This is a genomic window from Rhizobium sp. YS-1r, assembly GCF_000757525.1.
GTDB classification, from domain to species: Bacteria; Pseudomonadota; Alphaproteobacteria; order Rhizobiales; family Rhizobiaceae; genus Neorhizobium; species Neorhizobium petrolearium.
The window spans coordinates 1-15,588 of the sequence record NZ_JPYQ01000016.1 but is presented as its reverse complement, the minus strand read 5'-3'; the positions used below and the strand labels follow the sequence as shown (position 1 = coordinate 15,588).

At 62.8% G+C, this 15,588-nt stretch carries 18 protein-coding genes and 1 pseudogene; 11 read left to right on the top strand and 8 right to left on the bottom strand.

The features are described from left to right. The 3 genes and pseudogenes from JL39_RS13785 to JL39_RS13775 all read left to right on the top strand — a co-directional run. A partial coding sequence (locus tag JL39_RS13785; protein WP_052182859.1) for a LysR family transcriptional regulator occupies positions 1–828 on the top strand: 828 nt, incomplete at its 5' end. 152 nt (positions 829–980) lie between these two features. Further along, positions 981–1,658: pseudogene (locus JL39_RS13780) on the top strand (TrbI/VirB10 family protein); the annotation flags it as partial. Then, positions 1,658–1,879 carry a DUF2274 domain-containing protein gene (locus JL39_RS13775; RefSeq protein ID WP_037151338.1) on the top strand — a complete coding sequence of 74 codons (222 nt, stop codon included), beginning with the start codon at positions 1,658–1,660 and terminating at the stop codon, positions 1,877–1,879. The pseudogene JL39_RS13780 and the gene JL39_RS13775, both read left to right, overlap by 1 nt. A 99-nt stretch (positions 1,880–1,978) precedes the next feature. Here the strand turns inward: JL39_RS13775 and JL39_RS13770 are convergent, their stop codons facing one another. The 5 genes from JL39_RS13770 to JL39_RS13750 all read right to left on the bottom strand — a co-directional run bounded on the left by JL39_RS13770 (position 1,979) and on the right by JL39_RS13750 (position 6,961). Continuing rightward, a complete protein-coding gene (locus tag JL39_RS13770; RefSeq protein WP_037151335.1) occupies positions 1,979–3,100 on the bottom strand; it encodes an SDR family oxidoreductase in 1,122 nt (373 codons plus the stop codon). Positions 3,101–3,284: 184 nt separating this feature from the next. Beyond that, a complete protein-coding gene (locus JL39_RS13765) occupies positions 3,285–4,199 on the bottom strand; it encodes an SDR family oxidoreductase (protein ID WP_037151332.1) in 915 nt (304 codons plus the stop codon). Between the two features lie 201 nt (positions 4,200–4,400). After that, complete coding sequence (locus JL39_RS13760) at positions 4,401–5,348, bottom strand: SDR family oxidoreductase (protein WP_037151329.1); 948 nt, start codon at positions 5,346–5,348, stop codon at positions 4,401–4,403. A gap of 261 nt (positions 5,349–5,609) precedes the next feature. Then, positions 5,610–6,494 carry a DUF2306 domain-containing protein gene (locus JL39_RS13755; RefSeq protein WP_037151326.1) on the bottom strand — a complete coding sequence of 295 codons (885 nt, stop codon included), beginning with the start codon at positions 6,492–6,494 and terminating at the stop codon, positions 5,610–5,612. Further along, the gene (locus JL39_RS13750; RefSeq protein ID WP_037151322.1) at positions 6,491–6,961 is read right to left on the bottom strand and encodes a DUF2147 domain-containing protein; all 471 of its coding nucleotides are present in this window, start codon (positions 6,959–6,961) and stop codon (positions 6,491–6,493) included. The genes JL39_RS13755 and JL39_RS13750 overlap by 4 nt, the downstream gene beginning before the upstream one ends. Positions 6,962–7,354: 393 nt before the next feature. Between JL39_RS13750 and JL39_RS13745 the strand changes: the two genes are divergently transcribed. Continuing rightward, positions 7,355–7,816, top strand: coding sequence for a MarR family transcriptional regulator (locus tag JL39_RS13745; RefSeq protein WP_037151319.1), 462 nt, complete (start codon positions 7,355–7,357; stop codon positions 7,814–7,816). After that, positions 7,813–8,628 carry an NAD(P)-dependent oxidoreductase gene (locus JL39_RS13740; protein ID WP_037151317.1) on the top strand — a complete coding sequence of 272 codons (816 nt, stop codon included), beginning with the start codon at positions 7,813–7,815 and terminating at the stop codon, positions 8,626–8,628. The genes JL39_RS13745 and JL39_RS13740 overlap by 4 nt, the downstream gene beginning before the upstream one ends. Before the next feature lie 129 nt (positions 8,629–8,757). On the opposite strand, the gene JL39_RS13735 is transcribed toward JL39_RS13740, so the two are convergent. Continuing rightward, positions 8,758–9,681, bottom strand: coding sequence for an AraC family transcriptional regulator (locus JL39_RS13735; RefSeq protein ID WP_037151314.1), 924 nt, complete (start codon positions 9,679–9,681; stop codon positions 8,758–8,760). Positions 9,682–9,724: 43 nt separating this feature from the next. Continuing rightward, positions 9,725–9,847 carry a hypothetical protein gene (locus JL39_RS32805; RefSeq protein WP_265105676.1) on the bottom strand — a complete coding sequence of 41 codons (123 nt, stop codon included), beginning with the start codon at positions 9,845–9,847 and terminating at the stop codon, positions 9,725–9,727. On the opposite strand from JL39_RS32805, the gene JL39_RS13730 reads away from it, so the two are divergent. From JL39_RS13730 to JL39_RS13705, 6 genes are all read left to right on the top strand, one after another. Continuing rightward, a complete protein-coding gene (locus JL39_RS13730; protein ID WP_037151311.1) occupies positions 9,846–11,162 on the top strand; it encodes an MFS transporter in 1,317 nt (438 codons plus the stop codon). The genes JL39_RS32805 and JL39_RS13730 overlap by 2 nt on opposite strands. A gap of 63 nt (positions 11,163–11,225) precedes the next feature. Next, positions 11,226–12,074: an SDR family oxidoreductase gene (locus JL39_RS13725; RefSeq protein ID WP_037151308.1), complete on the top strand. Its 849-nt coding sequence runs from the start codon at positions 11,226–11,228 to the stop codon at positions 12,072–12,074. 232 nt (positions 12,075–12,306) lie between these two features. Next, on the top strand, positions 12,307–13,101 hold the full coding sequence (locus tag JL39_RS13720) for a MipA/OmpV family protein (RefSeq protein WP_037151305.1): 795 nt from the start codon (positions 12,307–12,309) through the stop codon (positions 13,099–13,101). Between the two features lie 136 nt (positions 13,102–13,237). Next, positions 13,238–13,879: a VTT domain-containing protein gene (locus JL39_RS13715; protein WP_037151302.1), complete on the top strand. Its 642-nt coding sequence runs from the start codon at positions 13,238–13,240 to the stop codon at positions 13,877–13,879. 50 nt (positions 13,880–13,929) lie between these two features. Continuing rightward, positions 13,930–14,547, top strand: coding sequence for a phospholipid methyltransferase (locus JL39_RS13710; RefSeq protein WP_037151301.1), 618 nt, complete (start codon positions 13,930–13,932; stop codon positions 14,545–14,547). Between the two features lie 83 nt (positions 14,548–14,630). Then, positions 14,631–15,176, top strand: coding sequence for a LysR family transcriptional regulator (locus JL39_RS13705; RefSeq protein ID WP_052182856.1), 546 nt, complete (start codon positions 14,631–14,633; stop codon positions 15,174–15,176). 21 nt (positions 15,177–15,197) lie between these two features. On the opposite strand, the gene JL39_RS13700 is transcribed toward JL39_RS13705, so the two are convergent. Continuing rightward, positions 15,198–15,588: type IV toxin-antitoxin system AbiEi family antitoxin domain-containing protein (locus JL39_RS13700; protein ID WP_244446888.1), on the bottom strand; the 391-nt coding region annotated here is incomplete at its 5' end.

Sequence of the window (15,588 nt, the reverse complement as noted above, 5' to 3'; positions counted from 1 at the left end):
AAAGTCCCATCTAGATTGTCGCGCAAGTTCCTCCCAGATCGCCGCGCTATAGCGCTGGGCATCCGGCTGCTGAACCGAACGACACGCAGCGTCGCACCGACTGAAGCGGGCGAGCAGCTTCTTGAGCGGCTAAGGCCCGCGCTTCACGACATCAGAACAGCGATCGATGATCTCAATCAGCTTCGCGAGCGCCCATCCGGAACCGTGCGGATCAATGCACCAGGTCCAGCCGCTGACCACGTTCTGTGCCCTCTGGCGTTTGAGTTCATGAAAATCTATCCCGACATCAACGTCGAGATCGTCAGTGATGCCGCGATCATCGATATCGTGGAGCAAGGTTTCGACGCTGGCGTGCGCTTCGGGAACCAGCTCGCTCAAGACATGATCGCCATGCCCCTGGGCCCCGCCTTGCAATATGCGATCGTGGCCTCGCCTGATTATCTTCGCAAGCGCGGTCGGCCCGAGACACCGCGCGATCTCTTACAGCACGACTGTATTCGTCGTCGTTTCCCCGGCGGAACCATGGTGACGTGGAAATTTGAGAGGGACGGCGACGAAGTGGAAATCACCCCGAAAGGTCGATTGACGCTGAGCTCAGCGCATCAAGAGCTCCAAGCCACGCTTGCGGGATCGGGAATCGCCCACCTGTTCGAGGACTATGTCCGTGATGATGTCGAACAAGGCAGGCTTATCGAATTGCTCAGAGACTGGAAGCAAAAGCTGCCGAGCTGGTATCTGTATTATCCGAGCCGGCGGCATACGAGCGCGGCCGTGCGGGCTTTTCTCGACTACGTCCGCGATTACAGACGGGTTCCAATCGTCGAGTAATGCTCAACTCAGAAGATCACTTTAGTCTGCGCTACATGGGATGTCGCAGGCGGCGCTGATCTAACGCGCCCGCTCCCAGATGATCGTCACCTTCGCTCCACCGGGGCGTTGAAAATTCTCAGTCATTCGGTTGGCCCCGACCTGGCGCGGCACTCGGTCTCGCTCCCCCGCCGGCCACACCCTCGGCGCAGGATCGGCAGAACGCGTTTCTGAATGCTGCGGCCGATCGAAGGACGGTGGCGCCAGATCGCGTCGTCGCCCCCGCATCGCCGAACATCCTTCAAGCCGGCGCGGTGATCCAGGCGGCGCTGATCACCGGTATTCGTTCCGACCTACCGGGCCAGATCACCGCCCAAGTGACCGAAAACATCTATGACAGCCCAACAGGCCGCATCCTGCTCGTGCCGCAGGGTACGCGCGTCATCGGCCAGTACGACAACAACGTCCAGTTTGGACAAAGCCGCGTGCTCTTGGTCTGGAACCGGCTGACCTTCCCGAACGGACGCTCGATCGTTCTCGAGCGCCAACCGGGCGCAGACGCTGAAGGGTTCGCCGGGCTTCAGGACGGTGTCGACTATCACTGGTGGGATCTTGCCAAGGCGGCGGGTCTGTCAACACTGCTCAGCGTCAGCGCCGAGCTTGCTGTCGACAATGACGACCGTCTGATCCAGGCGATCCGTAACGGTGGGCAGGACACGATCAACGACGCCGGCCAGCAGATCGTGCGGCGCCAACTCAACATCGCCCCGACGCTCACCATCCGCCCGGGCTTCCCTGTCCGCGTTATCGTCACGCGGGATCTGGTACTCGAATCCTATGGAGGATCGTGATGGCGAAGCTGAAGCTCGGCCCAATCGTCGATGATAGGCCTGTGAAAGTCACTCTGGCGCTGCCTGCGGCGCTGCACCGCGACCTGCGCGCCTATGCTGAAGCTCTTGGCAGGGAACAGGGCGAACCAGTCACCGATCCAATTCGTCTGGTTGTCCCGATGTTAGAACGGTTTATTGCAACCGACCGTGGATTCTCCAGCATTCGACGGCGATCAACTTAAGAGCCAGACTGTGCATCGAGACGCACAGCCTAGGGCTATTCATAGGGGCACAAGATCACCGCGCACAGTGGATCGCGCATCGAGCGAGAACTTTGTGCATCAGCCCATTCGCCCGAATGTCACGTCGCCAAGTTGCTCAAGTGTGGTCCACAGCCTCGCCGCAACTTGCTGGTCGTCGGCTTTTTCAGGAATCCCGGCCCAGCCGGGTAAGCCGCCCAGCCCCATCACCCCGTTGGGGCCGTAATATCCGCCAGCCGCCGCTTGCGGCGACGTTGCCGCGTACAGGGTCGGCAAGGCGCCCTGGGCTGCCGTCTGGAACATGAACGGCATGTATCTGTGATTGCGCCCTTCGAGGCTGTCCGGGCCAGGGCCGTCCGGGACAAGGTTCGTGCGGGCGATGCCGGGATGGGCAGCTATCGACGAGATACCCCAGCCTTCCGCCACGCTGCGCCGCTGCATCTCGAAGCCAACTAAGAGGTTGGCGAGCTTGGAGTTATCGTAAACCGCCCCATAGTCGTAGTCCTGAACCAGTTGCAGGTCGGCAAAGTTGATAGCACCTATGAACGAGCGACTGCTGGAAACCCAGACGACGCGCGGGGATTGGCCTTCGCGCAGCAGCGGCAGCAATCGGGCGGTCAATGCAAAATGACCAAGCGTGTTGGTAGCAAAAACCCGCTCGAATCCGTTGGCGCTCACTTCGCGGCTTTTCCGCCCCATGACGCCGGCATTGTTGACGAGAATATCCAGACTTCCTCGGGACGCTCGCATACGCTCCGCAAATCCGGCGACTGAAGCGAGGTCTGAAAGATCGAGCGTCTCGAAGCGGATCGAAGCGCCGGGAACGATGCTCCTGATGTGTCTGACCGCTTCCTCGCCCCGTTCCTGCTTCCGGGACGCGATGGTTACGTCCGCCCCGGCGCGAGCGAGTTCAAGGGCGTCATGAAAGCCCAGTCCGCTGCGGTCGCCCACGGGATAACCATTGCCGCCGGTGACCAGCGCCGAGCGCCCTCGCAGCGAGGGGATGTCGGCCGCCGTCCAATCGGGGATCCTCGGCAGTCCCTGCTGACGCGGGGAAACGGGTGGCCTGTTCGCCCAGACGGCGACGCCGCCGCCCACAGCCGCAACAGCAAGGCCGGCCGCGCCGTATCGAACAAATGAACGGCGCGACAACCCCGATGCTTTGGCTTTGCCAGGCCCATTCCCTCCGCGCGTGTCTGTCATTTCAGGAATCCTTCCGAGTAATGGAATTTTGGATGGTTGGGCGATGTCAGTGTTGCGAAGGGTCAGCGGCGATGCACTCGTTTGCGATCAGCATGAACGGGAGTATCCGGTCGATCGTCGCCGGATTAAGGTCAACGTGTCACTTGCCTTCCCGATGTAAAACGGTGCCCACCACCTCGACGTTTCACACGAACGTCACGCTCGTCAGTTCCTGAGACGCATCCCAGAGGCGCGCCGCCACTGAGGCATCAAGCGCCTGCATGGGAGGCTTCTCTTCGGTCGGATAGCCACGCGTCCCGCCCAACCTGTCAGGTCCGTAGTAGGCGCCGTCGCGCGCTGTAGGCTCGGTAGCCGCATACAGCGTGGGTAATGCGCCCTGCCACGCGGGCTGGAACAGGAACGGCAGGAAGCGGCGCGCCATCCCGGGCGCGCTCGTCTGTCCGGCTCCGTTCGGGAGCAGATCGGTGCGCGAGATACCGGGGTGGGCCGCCAGGCTCTCGACGCCCCATCCGGCCTCCTTGCTGCGCCGGCTCAATTCGAATGCGAACATGATGCAGGCGAGCTTCGATTGGCTGTAAACCGGCATCGGCTTGTAGTCGCGCTCAGCTTGCAAGTCGTCGAAGTTGATCGCTCCTTGGCGTGCCGCGACGCTGCCGAGGGTCACGACGCGTGGGTTCTGCCCTTTCTTCAGGAGCGGCATCAGATGCGCCGTAAGCGCAAAATGGCCGAGATAGTTGGTTCCGAACTGCAACTCGAAGCCGTCTTTAGTTTCGCGACGCGCCGGCGGCGTCATGACACCGGCATTGTTGATCAGAAGATCGAGGCAGTCTTGTTCCCGCGCGAGTTGCGCGGCGAATTCGGCGATCGAGGTGAGGTCGGCAATATCCACCTCCCCAAACCGCACCTGTCCGCCAGGGATAGCTGTCTTGATCGCGGCCACGGCTTCAGCGCCCTTCCGCGCGTTGCGCCCGGCGATCACGACACTTGAACCGGCTCGCGCCAAGGCCAACGCGTCCTCGTAGCCCAATCCTCCAGTGCCGGTGACGACCGCTGTACGGCCGTGTTGCGGCGGAATGTTGCTTGTCGTCCATTTAGTCATATAGGAGGTCCACGCCTTCTCAAAAGTTCAGCGAGACTTCGGGTGAGGATTGTCTCAACGCGCCCGCTTTTTACCTCCCTCAATAGAACGGCTGCGGCACCAAACCTCCATGCCTGAATTGGCAAAAAACATGCCTATTCCTACGTCAATTTGGCTGTCGAGGAATTTCGAAAGAAAGTGGATGCCGACTTGCCGAGCCCATTATGTTGGCGCGGTCAAGGCCTGCGGGCGTCCTACAAGTATGTCCACGTTGGTCAGTTCCAGCGAAATCTCCCAGAGGCGAGCCGCGACGGCTGGGTCCAGCGCTTGGCGAGGAGGTTTCTCCTGGATCGGATAGCCGCGCGTCCCAGCCAGCCTGTCAGGGCCGTAATGGCCCCCGTTCCGCGCTTCCGGATCAGTCGCCGCAAACAGCGTGGGCAAGGCACCCTGCCATGCGGGCTGGTAGAGAAACCATAAGTAGCGCCGCGCAAACCCCGGTACGCTCGACCAGCCCGGTCCGTTCGGTATCAGGTCGGTGCGTGAGATGCCGGGATGGGCCACAAGGCTCTGCACATCCCATCCGGCCGCCTCGCTGCGTCGACTCAATTCGAAGGCGAACATGATGCAGGCCAGCTTCGACTGGCTGTAAACCTGCATCGGCTTGTAACTGCGCTCGGCTTGAAGGTCGTCGAAGTTAATCGCTCCCCACCGCGCTGCCACGCTGCCCACAGTCACGACACGCGGCTTTTGCCCCCGCTTCAGGAGCGGCAGCAGATGCGCAGTGAGAGCGAAATGGCCGAGATAGTTTGTGCCCAGTTGTAGCTCGAAGCCATCGCTGGTCTCGCGACGCTCCGGCGTTCTCATAACGCCAGCGTTGTTGATCAAGAGCTCGAGGCCATCTTGCTCCAGTGCGAGTTGCCCGGCGAATTCACCGATCGAAGCAAGGTTCGCAAGGTCCAGCTTGCCGAACCGGACCTGCGCGCCAGAGACGGCATTTCTAATCGCCGCGACGGCATCAGCGCCCTTCTGGGGATTGCGTCCGGCGATCACAACGTTAGTGCCGGCGCGCGCCAGGGCCAGCGCCGTCTCGAAACCCAGCCCTCCGGTGCCGGTGACGACTGCCGAACGGCCGTGTTGTGGTGGAATGTTACTTGTCGTCCATTTGGTCATCAATCATCCTTGCCTTTTTGACCGCTCGGCGGAGATCTTGAGCGTTGATGGTCTCTACGCACCCGCCTTTTTGTCCTCTTCGGCAGGATGCCCGAAGCGCGGCAACTCTCCATGCCAGAACCAGTAAAAAGTATGCCTGATCCTACATTTGTGCGTCTTGCACCGGCCCGGGGAAGGCAAACAACGGCAGAAGTTCTGATGGTGCTCAGGTTCGCACGGCAACAGGATCATCTGGCATGGCAGTACCGCTTGGCGGATGGCCTACAGTCCCGCTTCCGTGATGCCGCTGATCATTCTCGGGCCCCAACTGCGAGCGGTGAAGCTCCAGGTCGCGAAGATTATGAAGGCGGTTGCAGCCAGGAGCACCGTTGCTGCCGCAAAGCCGGCAACCGCTCCGCGATCCCGCCGGCGCGCCCGAATGAAGAGTTCAGCGACAATGAGATTGGGGACGTAGAAGAACATCATGATCGCGTCGAACCAGCCGGTAAAGCCGCTTGCCGTTCCAATGCCACCGGAGGCCAGGAACCAGGCGCCATATTCCATCCGGTACAGCCAGGAGCCGACCGTCAGCGCAAACAGCCTGATCGCCCAGGCACGATGCCCGTTGAAACTGCCAGCCCGAGCGCGGGCGTAGGCCATGGCGGCGCAGAGCACCATCAACGCGCCGTAGATGCCGAAGCCCGTATCCATCAGTGGGCCACCGATCGTGCCTCTTCCCAATATGAAGCCAAGCCCACCCAGACCAGCTAACCCGGCCGAAATGACGTAGATTCGGCCCAGCCAACGATGGAGGCCCGGCACATTGCGGTGCACGCTCCCGATCAATTGAACAGGTCCGAGCAGCAGGAGCACGCCCCCGGCCATGAAGTGCGCGCCGATGGCTGCCGTAGAAAGCAATGCGCTCCCTTCGTATAAATCGGGAAGAGACTCGTTCCATCGCTCGGCGGCTCCGCCTAACGCGACGCCGCCGAAGAAGGTGAGGATGTAGGTGGCGAAGATGGCGCCGCTGATCCAGCTCGCGGCCACGAGCAGCCGAGCGCTCAAGCGCAAGGCTGCACCATGAGAGCCGCCAGTTGGCCCGGTCGGTTCACGATCAACGATCGATGAACTGTCCGCTATGGGGATGGTCTTAAATCCTGCACTCATTGTGCTCGGCGAAGCACCATGGTCCGACCGAGTATGGCGGTGCCCATATATGCGCGAAGTTCCAGTTTTCCGCTCACCAGCGTTGCTCGAGCGGAGTGGGTCTGACCAGTTGCACCGCTGTAGAAATTACCGCCTTCCCAGCGACCGTCATCGGCATCCCATTTGAGGTTGGTCACGAGAACGGCTCGCTCCAAGGAGCGGCTTCTGAGGTTCGGGTCCGGATTGAGTGTGTCCTTCTTGAAGGTCTTTCCGTCGGCCTCCATCAGAAGCTTTCCGTAGAGGACCCGGGCGGCATAGGTCTCGCCGGCGTCGAACATCTCAAGTTTAAGATTGCCGTCCTCAGACTCCCACACGCCGACAATCTGATCCGGCGAAGACGCCTGTGCGAAAGCCTCTCCAACCGGGAGACCTGTCATTCCTGCGGCTAGCGCGGCGGCCAGCAAAGGCCCTGTTACCAATTTGAGCATCTTGTGTTTCCTTATCGATGGGTTAGCGCGTGTGTGGGATCGGCGCGAAAGATTTCGCGCCGCCCGAAACTTCTTGCCTGCGGAGCGATCCGCCGTTCACCTCGGAAAGCGCTGTGTGGAACCGCGCCCAACCCCTCCCGAGGCAATGCGCCGTGAAGCTACCCGCCGGCTGTACGACGGCGAATACCGATTACCGCGAATTTCCTGCCTGATCCTCCAGCTGGATTGAGGTGAGCCCCGGCCAGTGAATTCTTGCCCAAATCTTGACGGGACAGGATTCGAGGACCGGCAACCAAGGCATCTGAAAACGCGGTCGAGCGAAGCGGACCCCTTGACACTTGCTAGGTGCCTTACATATTTGCTAGGTAGCTAGCGAGATTGGAGGGTGCATCGATGGTTGAGAGTCGGAAAAGCGCGGATCGCGACCTCGTCGGAGCCTGGGCAAAGCGGTGCTATTTCGCTGGCCGGGCAGTCATGGATTCCGTCCTGCGTCCTTATGATCTCGGCTCAGTGCAGTGGTACGTGCTCTACCAGCTCGCGACTGTCGGGCCGACCATGCAGCGTGATCTCGTGCGGTTGCTCGCGATCGAACGGGCGACAATGACCGGCATCGTCGCAACGCTCGTGCGCAAGGGTCTCGTCGAGCAAGAAGCCGACCGTGTCGATCAGCGCCAGAAGCTCCTGCGCATCACCGCCGCCGGCGCGACGCTTTGGGGCGAGTTGCCCGATCTCTCTTTCATCCGCTCGGTCGCCTTCGACGGCGTCGACGATGCCGAAATCGCGGTCGCGGTCCGGGTTCTACAAACCGCGACGGAGCGTCTTGAAAACCTGCTACAGAAAGGAACAGCGTCATGACAGTATTGATAACCGGCGCAACAGGGCTCGTCGGAGCCCGTCTTCTTCCGCGCCTTGTCGAAGCGGGGCTGAATTGCCGCGCGTTGATGCGCGGCGGAAAAGAGGCGCCCGCAGGCGTGACGGCGGTGGAGGCCGACCTTCTCGATCCTACTTCACTCATGCGAGCGGTGGAGGGCGTATCGGCGATCATCCATCTCGCCGCGGTTTTTCGCACGCCCGACACCGACCTGATCTGGAAAAGCAACCTTGAGGGCACGCGCAACCTCATCGCCGCGGCAAGGGCGCATGCGCCCGAGGCGCGCTTCATCCTGGCGAGCACGTCCAATGTCTATGACGCGGACAGCCCGCGGCCCGGCCGCGAGGACGATGCAGCTGACCCGCAACAGGCCTATCCGGCCAGCAAGCTCGCTGCCGAGAACGCGTTGCGCGAAAGCGGGCTGAACTGGTTGATCCAAAGGTTCGGATTCGTTTATGGCGACAAGGACGGACATCTAGAAGAGTTGCCCCGGCTAGTCGCCAGTTTCAAAATGCATCCGGCCCAAAGGATGAGCATGGTTCATCATCGCGATATCGCCACCGCCATGAACCTCGCCCTGACCGGCGCGATGGATGGGCGCATCGTCAACATCGCCGATGAGGCGCCGACCGCGATATATGAGCTCGTCGCCCTGGTCGGCGGAACAATGGAACCGTCTTCGGAGCCGCTTGCCAATCCCTGGCGCCTCCACGTGGATGTCTCGCTTGCCCGCAGCCTCGGCTTCCAACCGGTTGTGAGGACCGTCCACCAGGCCGCACAGGAAGGCTTGATGTGATGTGCGCTCGGCGACGACTGAGAGCCTGACGAATCCTTCCCCGTCAGCGCCGGTATTGGCAATTCTGTTCGCAGATCGGAAAGGCCGCTCCGGGCGCACCGGCACGGAGCCGCCTCCCGCAACACGCGCTTAGGCAGTTCGCGCCTTGCGGCTGGCGTACTGGCTGTACATCCGCTGATGGTTGAGCGCGTCCTGCTTTGGCGCAACGCCGAACATCCGGGAATATTCGCGGCTGAACTGCGACGGACTTTCGTAGCCGACCTTGTAGGCGGCTTCCTCGACGCTTGCAGCGTCCGCCACCATCAGCCGCCGCGACTCGAGCAGGCGCAACTGCTTCTGGAACTGAAGCGGCGTCACCGAGGTGAGCTGCTTGAAGTGCTGATGGAACGATGACGGGCTCATGCGCGCCACCTCGGCCATTTGCTCCACACGCAGCGTCTGGGCGAAATTGGCGCGCAGAAAATAGATCGCTTTCGCGACGCGCATGAAATTCGATTCCGGCACGGCCAGACTGCAGAGTTCGGGCCCGTGCGGGCCGCTCAGAAGCCAGTAGCAGATCTCGCGCATGACCGACGGATAGAGGATCGGGATCGCCTTCGGCGTCTGCGACATCCGGATCAGGCGCAGCACGCATTCCGCCAGCGGTTCGTCGACCTTGCCGACGAACACGCATGGACCCGGCGCGGCAGGTGGGAGGGGCGGCGTCTCCAACTGTTCCAGCACCTCGCGTAGCATCGTCACGTCGAGATCGATGGTGACGCCGATATAGGGCGACTGCTCGGTCGCCTCGACGACCCGCCCGCTGGCCGGCATTTCCATGCTGACGACCAGACACTCCATGTCGCCGTAGCGGAGCGTCTCGTCGCCGAAGAGGATTTCCTTTGCTCCTTGGGCCACGACGCAGAGCGACGGTCGGTATATCTGCCGCATCGGCATCCGCTGCTGGTAGGAGCGAATGATGTTGACGCTCTCGATCTGCGTCGGGAACAGCCCTTCCCCGCCGCCTTGGCTTTCGATGTAGGCGGTGATCCCACCAAGGAGCGATGACGACACGCGGACCTCCGATTGGTTCCGAGGCCAGCGCAACACTCGCCCTTCAGTCGGCAGCATATCGCCGCTTGTAGGAATAGGCAAGTTTCTTGAGGTATCCGGCATTCTGGTCATGGGAGACTTCCTCTAGCTTGATGATGCCCGTCACAGCCAAGGAAGCGCCCAACATGACAGAAACCGCCGCTCCGTCAATAGATCAGCAGAATGTACTGCTGAATATATCTAAGGCGAGCGGCGATGAATACGTCCATGGATGGCGCGTCTCGGTGCTGCTTACTACGCTGTTTCTTGTCAGCGCCACGTCCCAGATCGACCGGATGCTTCCCTTCGTTCTCGCCGAATCGATCAAGGAAGACCTTGATCTGAGCGACACCCAAGTGGGCTTGCTCACCGGCGTCGCCTTTGCGGTCTGCTACACGCTCTTGTCGATGCCGCTCGCCCGTGCCGCCGATCGAGGATCGCCGCGGTTCGTCCTCGTCTTCTGCATCCTGCTCTGGACCGCGATGACAGCGCTTGGCGGTCTCGCTATGAGTTTTCTGTTCCTGGCCTTTACACGCTTCGGCGTCGCGTTTGGCGAGGCCGGCGGGACACCCTCCAGCCACGCGATCATCGCCCGCAAGATCCAGCCCGAACGCCGCGGTCTGGCGATCGGCATCTTCTCGATGGGCATTCCGCTCGGCACTATGGTCGGCTTCGCCGTCGGCGGCGCCATCGGCGATACGCTGGGCTGGCGGACAGCGCTGGTTGGCGCAGGTGGCGCGGGCGTGCTGATCGGTCTGCTGCCCCTCGTCGTCATCGGTCCGACCCCGCCGCTCAAGCGCACGGCCGCCAATAGCGAACCCTTCCTGCGGTCGAGCCTGAAATTGCTGTCGTCCCCGGCATTCCGCTGGCTGTTCATCGGCTCGGTCGCACTCGGCTTCGCCGCAGCGCCATTCTACGCTTTTGCCGTTCCGTTCTTGATCCGCACCCACGGCTTCAGCGCCAGCGAGGCCGGGTTGGCGTTCGGCCTGCTGCAGGGCGTGATGGGGATTTTCGGGACGCTGGTGGGCGGCCGCCTGTTCGACCGCGCGGTGCGCTCGCGCACCGGTCGGGTTCTCGGACCGCCAGCCGTCCTCTTCATGATCGCGAGCCTGACGACGACTGCCGCGCTGTTCGCGCCGGTCGGCTGGCTTTCCATCCTCTTCTTCGTTCCGGGCATGCTGTCCTTCGCGTTTCTGCTGCCCTGGTGCTTCGGCGCCGCGCATCTGGTGGCCGGCAAGGGCAAGGAGGCGATGGCAACCAGCCTCGCGATGATCGGCTCCGGGCTTCTGGGGCCAGCCCTCGGCCCGCTCATCGTCGGCGTGATCAGCGACGCGGCGACAGCAGCGCAAGTTCCCAACGGCCTAGGGATCGGTCTGCTCACCGTCCCGGTCGCAAGCATCCTGACCGGCATCGCCATACTGATTGCAAACCAGCGCATCGCCGCTTCGCTCCGACGGCCGTGACCGCCGAACCACGGTCGTAACCGCGCAAGCGTCCGCAACTTTTCGAGAAAGTGAGACTTTCCCATGTCCGACCCCGATAACGCCCGCCGCACCTTCCTGGCGCTCACCGCCGCCGCGCCCGCAGCCCTCGCCCTCGGGGGTGAGGCCGCGGCACAGACCTCCGAGACTGCTACCGGCGCATTGCCTGGCACTGGGCGGGCCGCCATCGTCACAGGCTCGTCGCGCGGCATTGGCGCCGCGACCGCCAAGCGCCTGGCGCGCGACGGCTATGCGGTGACGGTGAACTATTTTACCAGCCGCGATCTGGCCGCTCAGGTCGTGCGCGATATCGAGGCGGCCGGCGGCCGCGCCATCTTCCGCCAGGCCGATGTCGCCGATCCGGCGGCGGTCAAGGCCCTGTTCGACGCCAATGACGAGGCCTTCGGCGGCGTCGATGTGGTGATCAGCAACGCCGGGATCATGAACGTCGCACCCTTCGCCCAGTTCACAGACGAAGCCTTCGACCGGATGATCGCCACCAATGTGAAGGGCAGCTTCAACGTGCTGCGGGAGGCGGCGCGGCGCACCCGCGACGGCGGTCGCATCATCACGCTCGCTTCGACCTCGATCCGCGCGCGTCGGCCGACCCATGGCGGCTATGCCGCGACCAAGGCCGCCCAGGAGATCTATGCCGGCTGCCTCGCCAAGGAGCTCGCCGGCCGCCGCATCTCCGTCAACGCGCTCGCGCCTGGGCCGACCAACACGTCGCTGCTCGACGTGCCGCCCCCGCAGCGTGCCCAGGCCGCGCAGATGACGCCCTATGGCCGCATCGGTGAGCCGGAGGATATCGCCAACGCCATCGCCGGGCTGTGCTCTGGCGACAGCGAATGGATCAACGGGCAACTCGTGTTCGCCAATGGCGGCTTCTTCTGAGGCGATCGCGAGCCGCAAGACATCACACCCGTGGGGCGGCCGAAGCCAGCCATCGCTGCTTCGATCGCCTCGAACTGAACCCGGATCGCGGATAGCCGCCCCACTCCCGCCGATCCGATCGAAGGTCGCCGCTCCCCCATTACACCGGCGGCCTTCAAAACCCCCGAAGGCGCACCGCGAACAAGGCGGGCGCCTTCGGGGGCCCCACCTCCCTCCAGAAGGAGTTTCGACAATGCGTGTAGTCCTTCCCATCCTGCTCGCCGGTGGCGCAGCCTTGTCATCCACCAGCGCCAATGCCCAGGCAGCGCCGCCGGACAACGGCCCCCACGGCGTCGTCGCGATCGGCGCGGGCGTGGTTCCCGAATATGACGGGGCCGAGGATCTCCGCGCGATCCCCTTCGTGCAGGCGGACGTCCACTGGGGCGACATCAACCTGGAAATCCGCGGACTTCGGGCTCGTGCCGACCTCGCGTCCGATCCGCGCCTTTCGATCGGACCTGTAATTGGTGCGCGCCTGCCAAGAAGCGACGTGGATGGCCCGGTGGGATTGTTGCCGGATATCGACACGGCGATCGAAGCGGGCGGGTTCATCGGCTATCGCTTCGGCGGCGACGAGAGCGGCCAAGGTTCGCTGGCGATGGAGCTTTCCGTCGTCCACGATGTCTCGGGCGTCCACGATGGGATGCTCGCGACAGCAAGCGCCAGCTACGCTGCGGTTCGTCGCGACGATTTCTTCCTGTCGCTCGACGCGCAAACGACCTGGGTGAACCAGGACTATGCGCGCACCTATTTCGGCGTCACCCCGGCCGGGGCCGCTGCAAGCGGTCTAGCCGCCGACAGCCCGGGGTCCGGCATCAAGGATGTCGGTGTCGGCGTCACGGCCGGATACTGGTTCAGCGAGCGCTTCGGCGTCACAGGCCGGGTCGGAGCCAACTACCTCGTCGGCGATATCGCCGACAGCCCCGTCACCGAAGAAGGGCGCCGCTGGCAGCCGAGCGGCGGCCTCTCGATCGCCTACCGGTTCTGAAGCGTCGCCAGATCCGCTGATCCAAACCTGGCGCTTCGAGCAGTCGTGGCCGTCAGCCGGACAACGGGCATCTTCATCGTATCACACCTCCATGCCCCGGCGAATTTGACCGCGTGCATCAATTGAGGATTTGCCTATGGATTTCGATCCCGTTGGAGCAGTCATGGCGTGGATTGGCGCCTATGGGCTCATCGGTCTGTTCGCCGTTGCCCTGGCCGAGCGCTTCGTGCTGGTGATCCCGTCCTACGGGCTGCTACTCGCGGTCGGGATCGGCGCGGCGGACGGGGACTGGCCACTGCCGGCTGCCTTCCTTTCGACGTCTGCTGGCAGCATGTTCGGCTGCGCTGCATGGTTCTACGCTGTCCGGGGACTGGGCGACGCGCGATCGACGCGCCTCCTTAACAGAGCTGGCGGGTTCTTCGGCATGTCCGTCGATCGCGTTGAGCGCGGAATCGCTTCCGTTCACCGGAATCAGATCGCGCTGGCCTTCGCACTCCAGCTCGTGCCGACAGTAAGGCTCGTCGCTCCGGCCTTCGCCGCCCTTTCGCGCGGGAACTCCCGCAGTGTCCTGACGGCTTCGGCGGCCGGCATTGCGGTCTGGAATGGCCTTTTCATCGGCATTGGATTTTACGCTTCGCACTCGATCGAGTCGGCGAATTCGACGGTCCTCGCCCTGACTGCTCTCGGCTGCCTGCTCATTGCGGAGGTATCCGTGTTCTGGATCGTGCGACGGGTTGGCGCCCACCGCAAAGCGGGGACCGTGCTATGCAAGATCTGACACCTCGCAGATGCGCGCGATCAGTCGCGTCGTCGCCCCAACGCCAGCGTATGGCGGAAGCGCTCGGCTTCTTCCAGGCGTGGCTCAAGAACCCCCTGCGCGTCGCCGCAATCGCGCCATCGTCGAGATCGCTTGCCAACCTTATCACCTCCGAAATCTCTCACAACACCGGGCCGGTGATCGAGCTGGGCCCGGGAACCGGCGCGTTCACGCGCGCCCTGATCGCCCGGGGTGTCAGACAGGAAGACCTTGCGCTGATTGAATTCGGGTCCGAGTTCGCCGCCGCGCTTCATTTCCATTATCCGCGCGCGCGTACGCTCTGGATGGACGCCGCCCGCCTGCGGGCGGTCGACCTCTTCGACGGAAGGGCGGCCGGCGCCGTCGTCAGCGGGCTACCGCTGCTGTCGATGCCGCCGCGCAAGGTGATCGCCATCCTGACCGGCGCGTTCCGCAAGATGGAGCCGGACGGCGCGCTCTACCAGTTCACCTACGGGCCGCGTTGTCCGGTCTCGCTCAGACTGTTGGACCATCTTGGCCTCGAGGCGGAGCGGATCGGCGGCACGCTCGCCAACCTTCCTCCTGCGGCGGTCTACAGAATCAGGCGCAGGCATCCTATCCCTTTCCACTTTGTCCGCTTTTCGTCGCGGCAGCATTTGCCCGTCGAGTGAGATGACGGAGGCGCGATACACCCAATATCAATCCAGTAGCGCCGTAAGGCGGGGCAGAAGGACTTCTGCTGGATGGGCGACGCATGCCTGACCTCACCCTCGATTTACGCTTCCTGCGCTATGCGATCGTTACCGCGGAATACGGCAGCTTCCGACGCGCCGCACTGGTGTTAGGCGTCCCACAATCCACTGTCAGCCGTCGCGTGCAGCTACTTGAGCACCGCCTTGGAGCGCGCCTTTTCGAACGGCACCACGGTGGAATACGCCTCACCGCCGGCGGCGAGCACTTCCTCAAGGAAGCGGCGGCGATGGCCCGTGGCGTTGAGCGAGCAGCGGATGAAATGGCGGCGGCCCGCAAAGGAGAGGCGGGAAGTCTGAAGATAGGATTATTTACGTCGATATCCAGCGGGTTCCTCAGCGAGTTGCTTGCTGAGTTCCGGGTCAAATATCCCGCCATCAAGCTTATCTTGGACGAAGACACTGCCGAGGCCAATATTGCTGGAGCCATTTCCGGTCGGCTTGATCTGGCTTTCGTCTCAGGAGATCCCCGGGCGCCGAACTGCAACTCCAAAACGTTCTGGCAGGAGAGGATTTACGTCGTGATGTCCTCCGATCATGGCGCGGCCTGACATTTCCAGACAAAGCTTCCATCAAGCCGCTTCCCGCTCGGCTGCGCGATAGAGCCCGTAGCCTTCCCTCACCAACCAGCCTTCCTCGCACATCCAGGCGAGATAGTGCCGCGGGACACCAATGGCGGTAAAATCGCACGTCCTTACGATCGTACGCTGGCGGGCAAATGCGTAGGCTTTTTCCCGTAGCGACGGCCCAGGACCGCCCGCCAGTTGTATGCGTTCAGCACGGTCGCGATCGCGTTTTCTTGGCTGGGGCGGGTTTTTCGGGATTGCGGCGGGAATCTGAAAGAGATAGTTCGCATCTTCGTCGACGTCGGCGAGCCAGTTTCTCGCTAGAGCGCGCCAAAAGCGCGCTCTAGAGCGTCGGGCGGCTTTTGTGAATCTGTGGATTCCACTGGCTCCGATTTTA